The sequence below is a fragment of the Rhizobium sp. P1_E1 genome (assembly GCF_056406015.1).
Genome location: NZ_JBFUAY010000215.1, coordinates 1 through 6,977 on the forward strand (window position 1 = coordinate 1; position 6,977 = coordinate 6,977).

The window sequence follows — 6,977 nt, forward strand, 5'->3', positions numbered from 1 at the left end:
CCTTGACGGTTTCGGGGTCCTGATTGGTGCCGAAGGTTTCATAGGGCTTTTCGACAATGCTGGTGCTATAAGTTCACCGTCGTTCGCGATGGCACCAGCATTGTCGAAAAGCCCTATGAAACCTTCGGCACCAATCAGGACCCCGAAACCGTCAAGGCGTTGCTGACCGCAAACTTCCTGCCAGCCGACAAGTTCATGAATGGCTATACGCCGGCTCTCATCGATACCGGTTCGGATGTCATCCTCGTCGATACCGGGTTCGGCGCCAGCGGCCGCGCACGTGGCGCCGGCCAACTGACCGAAGGCCTGAAGGCGGCGGGATATTCGGCCGACGACGTCACGCTTGTGGCGCTGACCCATCTGCACGGCGATCATATCGGCGGTCTGATGGAAGACGGCGCGGCGGCCTTCAAGAATGCCCGCTATGTCGTCGGCCAGGCCGAATATGATTTCTGGTCGGACAAGGCGCGTGAGGGCACGCCGGCCGAGGGCGGCCACAAGGCGGTGCTCGCCAATGTGGTGCCGCTCGCCGAAAAGATCACCTTCGTCAAGGAAGGTGATAGCGTCGCGCCCGGCATAACGGCGATGCTGGCGGCCGGCCACTCGCCGGGGCATATGGTGTTCCACGTCGAATCCGAGGGCAAACGCCTTGTGCTGACCGGCGATACGGCCAACCATTATATCCTGTCGCTGCTGCGGCCGGATTGGGAGGTGCGTTTCGACATGGACAAGACGCAGGCTGCGGCCACGCGCCGCAAGGTTTTCGAGATGATTGCGAGCGAGAAGATCGCCTTCCTTGGCTATCACATGCCGTTCCCGGCGGTCGGCTTCGTCGAAAGGCAGGATGGCGGCTATCGCTTCGTGCCGAAGACCTATCAGTTCGACATCTGATCCGAAGCGGTTCAGCCTTTCACGGAAGCACTGGACCGCTCTAACCCTTTGTTTTTACGCAATTCCGAACGGAAAATCGCTGAGCGCTTTTCCCGCAATGCTCCAGGCGCATGGCACCCATGACGAGCCTGGCGGGCATGCCGGGCTTTTTGCTATTTCCTTCCTGTCATAGACGTGTTACCAGCCCTCGCCAACTTCCAAGCAACCCATGCAGACCGCCGGGGCGGACGATTCGTTTCCGGACAGGGTCGCATTTTTATTAAATGAAGGAATTTGGCCATGGCACGCATCATTGAAACGGCAACCGGCGCAGACGCGCTTACCTTCGACGACGTGCTGCTGCAGCCGGGACATTCCGAGGTCATGCCGGGCCAGACGAATATCTCCACCCGCATCGCCCGGGATTTCGAACTCAACATCCCGATCATCTCATCAGCCATGGATACCGTCACCGAGAGCCGCCTGGCGATCGCCATGGCCCAGGCCGGCGGCCTTGGCGTCATTCATCGCAACCTGACGCCGATCGAGCAGGCCGAGCAGGTCCGGCAAGTGAAGAAATTCGAAAGCGGCATGGTCGTCAATCCGGTGACGATCGGCCCCGATGCGACGCTTGCCGATGCGCTCGGGCTCATGAAATCCTACAGCATTTCCGGCATCCCTGTCGTGGAGAAGTCCGGCCGCCTCGTCGGGATCCTGACCAACCGCGACGTCCGCTTCGCTACCGATCAGGAACAGAAGATCCATGAGCTGATGACCAAGGACAAACTGGTCACCGTCAAGGAAAACGTCGATCAACAGGAGGCCAAGCGCCTGCTGCATTCGCATCGCATCGAGAAGCTGCTGGTGGTCGATACCGAAGGCCGTTGCGTCGGCCTCATCACCGTCAAGGATATCGAGAAGTCGCAGCTGAACCCGAACGCTTCCAAGGATGCGCAGGGCAGGCTTCGCGCTGCCGCCGCCATCAGCGTCGGCGATGATGGCTTCGAGCGTGCCGAGCGGCTGATCGAGGCCGGCGTCGACCTTCTGGTCGTCGATACCGCCCATGGCCACTCGCAGCGCGTCCTTGATGCCGTCACGCGCGTCAAGAAGCTTTCCAACTCGGTGCGGATCATGGCCGGCAACGTCGCCACCTATGACGGCACCAGGGCGCTGATCGATGCCGGCGCCGATGCCGTCAAGGTCGGTATCGGTCCGGGTTCGATCTGCACGACGCGCATCGTCGCCGGCGTCGGTGTGCCGCAGCTCGCCGCCATCATGTCGGCGGTGCAGGCCGCGAATGATCAGGACGTGCCCGTCATCGCCGATGGCGGCATCAAGTTCTCCGGCGATCTTGCCAAGGCGATTGCCGCCGGCGCTTCCGCCGTCATGATCGGCTCGCTGCTTGCCGGCACCGATGAGAGCCCGGGCGAGGTCTATCTCTACCAGGGACGCTCCTTCAAGGCCTATCGCGGCATGGGCTCCGTCGGCGCCATGGCCCGTGGTTCGGCCGACCGTTACTTCCAGGCCGAGGTGCGAGACACGCTGAAGCTCGTGCCTGAGGGCATCGAAGGTCAGGTGCCGTACAAGGGACCGGTTTCGGGTGTTATCCACCAGCTCGCCGGCGGCCTCAAAGCGGCCATGGGCTATGTCGGCGGCAAGGACCTCAAGGATTTCCAGGACCGCGCCACGTTCGTGCGCATCTCCGGTGCCGGTCTTCGCGAAAGCCACGCCCATGACGTGACGATCACCCGCGAGAGCCCGAACTATCCGGGCGCCGGCCTCTGATCATGAAGGCGGGCAGCCGGATTCCTCTCTGGATCGTCGCGCTGCTCGCAGCCCTCTGTCTTGCCGTGCTCGCCTGGACGACCTTCGGCTTCGTCGTTCCGTTCAAGCACGAAACCGGCCAGGCGGTGCTCGATACCTATTTCGCCGGTTACGACGAGTCTGCGGTCTTCCATATGCAGAAGCTGCTCGATGAGAACGAGACGGCGACCAGGTTGCTGCGCGCCATGTATTTCGGGCCGGAGCTGATCTTTCCGGCATTGCTGACGGCGCTGCTGTTTCTCGCCTTCCTCAAGCTCGGTCCCGGCGGCGCATGGTTCGGCCGATCGGCGCATCCGCTCGTCGGCAAGGCGGTCTACCTGCTGCCGTTCATCTACGGCATCGCCGATTACGGCGAGAACATCTCGAGCCTGATCGCCTTCGGCGATGGTACGCCCTCAGGCCTTGCAACACAGCTGCTGCCGTGGATGACGCGGCTGAAATTCGCAAGCCTTGCTATCTGCTTCATCCTCATCGCCCGGCTCGCCATCGCCCGCTGGCTCTCACCGCGCCAAGACTAAGGGTGCTATCAGCCTGTCCACCGCCACGTCGGATTTGAAAGCCGCGCCACCATGAAATCCGAGAGCACCTCCACCTTCGCAGGCCGAGCCCGGGCAGAGGGCGTGACGAAATAGAGTGCTCCGCTCGGCAGCGTCCAGTCGGCGAGGATCGCTTTCAACCTGCCATCGGCGAGATATTCATGCGCCATGAATTCCGGCAACTCTACAATTCCAAGGCCGTGCAACGCCATCGGAATCAAGGCTTGCGAATTGGTGGAGCGCAACGGACCGGCCGGCACGACAACTTCCTCTTCGCCTGCCTTATTGCGAAAGCGCCAGACGTCCTGGCGCGGCCGATAGGCGTACCCTAGGCAATGGTCAGCCTTAAGCTCGCGCGGGTGCCGCGGCGCGCCGTATTTATCGAGGTACGCCGGTGCAGCGAGAATGAACGGAGCGACCGCTGTCAGCCTCCGGGCGACCAATGAGGAATCCGGCAGAACGGCAATTCTCAGGGCAGCATCGAAACCGTCTCCCACCAGGTCGACGATGGCGTCGCTCATATGCAGGTCGATAGAAATATCGGGATAGAGGTCGAAAAAGTCGGGCAGGATCGGCGCCAGCCAGCGTGTGCCGAAGGCCATCGGCACGGCAAGCCGGATAAGCCCCCGCGGTTGGCTGGACAGCTCGCGCGCTGCATTTTCCGCAGCCTCTGCCTCCGCATAGAGCCGCGAGGCACTGTCGACCAATCGCAAGCCGAAATCCGTCAGCGCCAGTTGCCGCGAGGTGCGGTTGAAGAGCCGTGCGCCAAGTCTCTCCTCCAGCCGGCTGACAGCCCGCGAAACGGTAGGCACCGACACACCGAGCGTCCTAGCGGCGCGGGCGAAAGAACGCTCTTCGGCGACCTTGGCGAACATTGCGAGGCCTTCGAAATCCGGAAATTTCGTCATTTCATTCCTGTAATAATAGCTTTCATTTCTTTCTATTTCGAAACGTTCGTCGCGTCCATATCTCAGCCTTGGTCGAACAACAGGAGACGACAATGACACAGAGGTTGAGTGGAAAGATTGCAGTGATTACTGGCGCAACGTCGGGCATCGGTCTTGCGACTGCCAAGCGTTTCGCCGCCGAAGGCGCCCAGCTTTTCGTGACCGGCCGGCGCAGGGACGTGCTCGACGCGGCCGTTGCGGAGATAGGGGGTAAGGTTGTTGGCATCCAGGCGGACTCGGCAAAGCTGGCGGACCTTGACCGGCTTTATGAACGCGTGAAAGCCGAAGCCGGCCGGATAGATGTGTTGTTCGTCAATGCCGGCGGTGGTTCGATGCTGCCACTCGGCGAAATTACCGAAGAGCAGTATGACGACACGTTCGACAGAAATGTGAAAGGTGTTCTTTTCACCGTGCAAAAGGCGCTGCCGCTGCTCGGTCAGGGCTCATCGGTTATCTTGACGGGATCGACGGCGGGCTCGACCGGTACTCCGGCCTTCAGCGTCTACGCCGCCTCGAAGGCCGCGCTACGAAGCTTCGCTCGCAACTGGATCCTCGATCTCAAGGATCGCGGCATTCGTATCAATACGCTGAGCCCCGGTCCTACAAAGACAACCGGTCTCGTCGAACTCGCGGGCAAGGATGAGGTGCAACAGCAGGGCCTGCTCGATTATCTCGCAACGCAGGTGCCAATGGGGCGCGTCGGCCGCGCCGAAGAGATCGCCGCCGCCGCACTCTTTCTCGCTTCCGACGATTCGAGCTTCGTCACCGGTACCGAACTCTTCGCCGACGGCGGCGCCGCGCAGGTGTGATGAAATCCGGCGGCCCGCCAATTTTCTGATGGTGGGCCGCCGATGCTGGTATCCCGATCGTCTTTCGACTAATGCTCGCGTCGAAATCGGAAGCGGAAAGGAAACGGCCACACATGACCGGTTATCAAATCTTCTGGCCACTCCTCGCCCATGTGGCCCTGGTCTATGGTCTTTATGCGCTTCTTGGGCTTCGGCGCGCAAAAATGGTCCGCGCCGGCACCATCGCGAAATCGGATTATCGCGAAAATCGTGACGAGCCGGCCGAAAGCCTTGTCGTCAAGAACTGCCTCGCCAACCAGTTCGAACTGCCTGTGCTGTTCTACGCCTGCTGCATTCTTCTCTATGTCACCGAGGCCGACAATCTCGTCGCCCTCGGCCTCGCCTGGGCCTTCGTCGCCCTGCGCTACGCACACGCCGCCATCCATGTTACCAGCAACGACTTGCGTTATCGCAGCCCGATCTTCGCCGCCGGTTATTTGGCTCTGGCCGCCATGTGGGCCTGGCTCGGCGCATGGATGGTGATGAGCTGAGGCGGCGGGCGGGTTTGCCTATCAATCATCGTGCGGACGAGACCGCTTGGATCTGGTTGTGAGGCGACAAAACCGCAGCCTGAAATCGCGATTACACACGCTTTTACCGGCCGTTAAAATGCGAACGTTTCCATTTACGGCGGATGAAGACCTGCATGTCATATCGGCCCGACGCGGTGGTTTGGCACATGCCTTCCGCCGCGAACAAAAAGAATGGGAACGACATGGGCGCGGAAAGCATGGATCGGATAGGCCTGCGAAGGAAGCCGAAGCAGGAGCGCAGCATCCAGAGGCTGGACCTCATTCTCGCCGCCGCCGCCAAGATCATCGCCGAAAAGGGCGTCAGCGCCATGCGGATGACGGAGCTCGCCGCCGCCGCCAAGGTGCCGATCGGTTCGGTTTACCAGTATTTCCCGGAGAAGGCGGCGATCGTCAAAGCCCTGTTCGACCAGCACGCCTCGGCGATCCAGGCGAAGATGGCGGCGATGTTCACCGGCGTACAGTCACTTGATCAGGCGCTGGATGTCGTCTGCGCCACCATCGACTGGTATTACGATTCCTACCACAACGATCCCGTCTATCTCGGCGTCTGGATGGGAACGGAGACCGATCAGGATCTGTTACAGCTGAATATCGAGCATAGCGGTCACGTCGCCGGCATCTTCCGTGACGCCGTGCGCCAGCTGGCTCCCGACCTTTGCGACGAAGAAATGTATGCGCGCACTTACCTGTTCAGCCACCTGATCGGCGCCGTCATCCGGCTTGCCGCCGTGAGCGAGGAGGGCCTGGCGCGGCGTATGCTCGATGAGTGGAAGCGCGTCATCCGCGCCTCCCTTTTCACTGCGACCGTGTCGCGCGCCGCCTGAGAGCTCTTACCAGCTTGGTACCATATTGGCCGCCTTCAGCCGCGGATAAAGGCGCGCCTGAGCGGATTTGACATCCGCTTCGAGCGTGTCGTCGACGACAGTGGGCGTGATGTTGTCGAGGCAGGCGGTGATATGCGCCGTGATCGCGTTCATCAGTGAGAGCGAAACGCCAGGTCGCTTCATGATGCCGATCTGCACCGGCGGCAGCGCCGGGAAGCCGTCCGCCTGGCTCAGCACCTTCATGCCCGTCCGCAGCGCCGATTCCGGCATCACCGAAACCGCCATGCCGGCAAGCACGGCGGCGGCAACGACGGTGCAGGACCAGCTCGTGAACAGGATCTGGTGCTCGCGTCCGACAGCATCGAGCGCCGAGCAGGCGAGCTGGCGCCACTGGCAGTCGCGCCGGCCGACGGCAAGCGGCACCGGCGCATCGTCGCGGATCGGATGGTTGGCCGAACCCACCCAGCAGAGCGGCTCGGTTCTCACCACATCGGACATGCGCTCGCGCGGATTGTGGGTGACGAGCGCGATGTCGAGCTCGCCCTTATGCATGCGTTCGGCAAGATCCACCGAGGGCTCGCAGACGATATAGAGC

At 61.6% G+C, this 6,977-nt stretch carries 7 protein-coding genes and 1 pseudogene; 6 read left to right on the plus strand and 2 right to left on the minus strand.

The genetic code is table 11. From position 1 onward, the window contains the following. Positions 1 to 66: 66 nt before the first annotated feature. From AC1D1Z_RS31755 to AC1D1Z_RS31765, 3 genes and pseudogenes are all read left to right on the plus strand, one after another. Positions 67 to 891, plus strand: a pseudogene (locus AC1D1Z_RS31755) (MBL fold metallo-hydrolase); the annotation flags it as partial. Between the two features lie 279 nt (positions 892 to 1,170). Further along, positions 1,171 to 2,655 carry an IMP dehydrogenase gene (guaB, locus tag AC1D1Z_RS31760; protein WP_018244933.1) on the plus strand — a complete coding sequence of 495 codons (1,485 nt, stop codon included), beginning with the start codon at positions 1,171 to 1,173 and terminating at the stop codon, positions 2,653 to 2,655. Between the two features lie 2 nt (positions 2,656 to 2,657). Continuing rightward, entirely contained in the window at positions 2,658 to 3,212 is a 555-nt protein-coding gene (locus tag AC1D1Z_RS31765; protein ID WP_131605784.1) for a hypothetical protein, read from the plus strand. 8 nt (positions 3,213 to 3,220) lie between these two features. Here the strand turns inward: AC1D1Z_RS31765 and AC1D1Z_RS31770 are convergent, their stop codons facing one another. Further along, the gene (locus AC1D1Z_RS31770) at positions 3,221 to 4,138 is read right to left on the minus strand and encodes a LysR family transcriptional regulator (protein WP_047621906.1); all 918 of its coding nucleotides are present in this window, start codon (positions 4,136 to 4,138) and stop codon (positions 3,221 to 3,223) included. A 92-nt stretch (positions 4,139 to 4,230) separates the two neighbouring features. Here AC1D1Z_RS31770 and AC1D1Z_RS31775 point away from each other — a divergent pair, with 92 nt between their 5' ends. The 3 genes from AC1D1Z_RS31775 to AC1D1Z_RS31785 all read left to right on the plus strand — a co-directional run bounded on the left by AC1D1Z_RS31775 (position 4,231) and on the right by AC1D1Z_RS31785 (position 6,382). Continuing rightward, entirely contained in the window at positions 4,231 to 4,986 is a 756-nt protein-coding gene (locus tag AC1D1Z_RS31775; RefSeq protein ID WP_477852817.1) for an SDR family oxidoreductase, read from the plus strand. Positions 4,987 to 5,099: 113 nt separating this feature from the next. After that, complete coding sequence (locus tag AC1D1Z_RS31780; RefSeq protein ID WP_454284181.1) at positions 5,100 to 5,516, plus strand: MAPEG family protein; 417 nt, start codon at positions 5,100 to 5,102, stop codon at positions 5,514 to 5,516. 224 nt (positions 5,517 to 5,740) lie between these two features. After that, positions 5,741 to 6,382: a TetR/AcrR family transcriptional regulator gene (locus AC1D1Z_RS31785; protein WP_032998819.1), complete on the plus strand. Its 642-nt coding sequence runs from the start codon at positions 5,741 to 5,743 to the stop codon at positions 6,380 to 6,382. Positions 6,383 to 6,388: 6 nt separating this feature from the next. Here the strand turns inward: AC1D1Z_RS31785 and AC1D1Z_RS31790 are convergent. Beyond that, positions 6,389 to 6,977: LysR substrate-binding domain-containing protein (locus AC1D1Z_RS31790; RefSeq protein WP_477852820.1), on the minus strand; the 589-nt coding region annotated here is incomplete at its 5' end.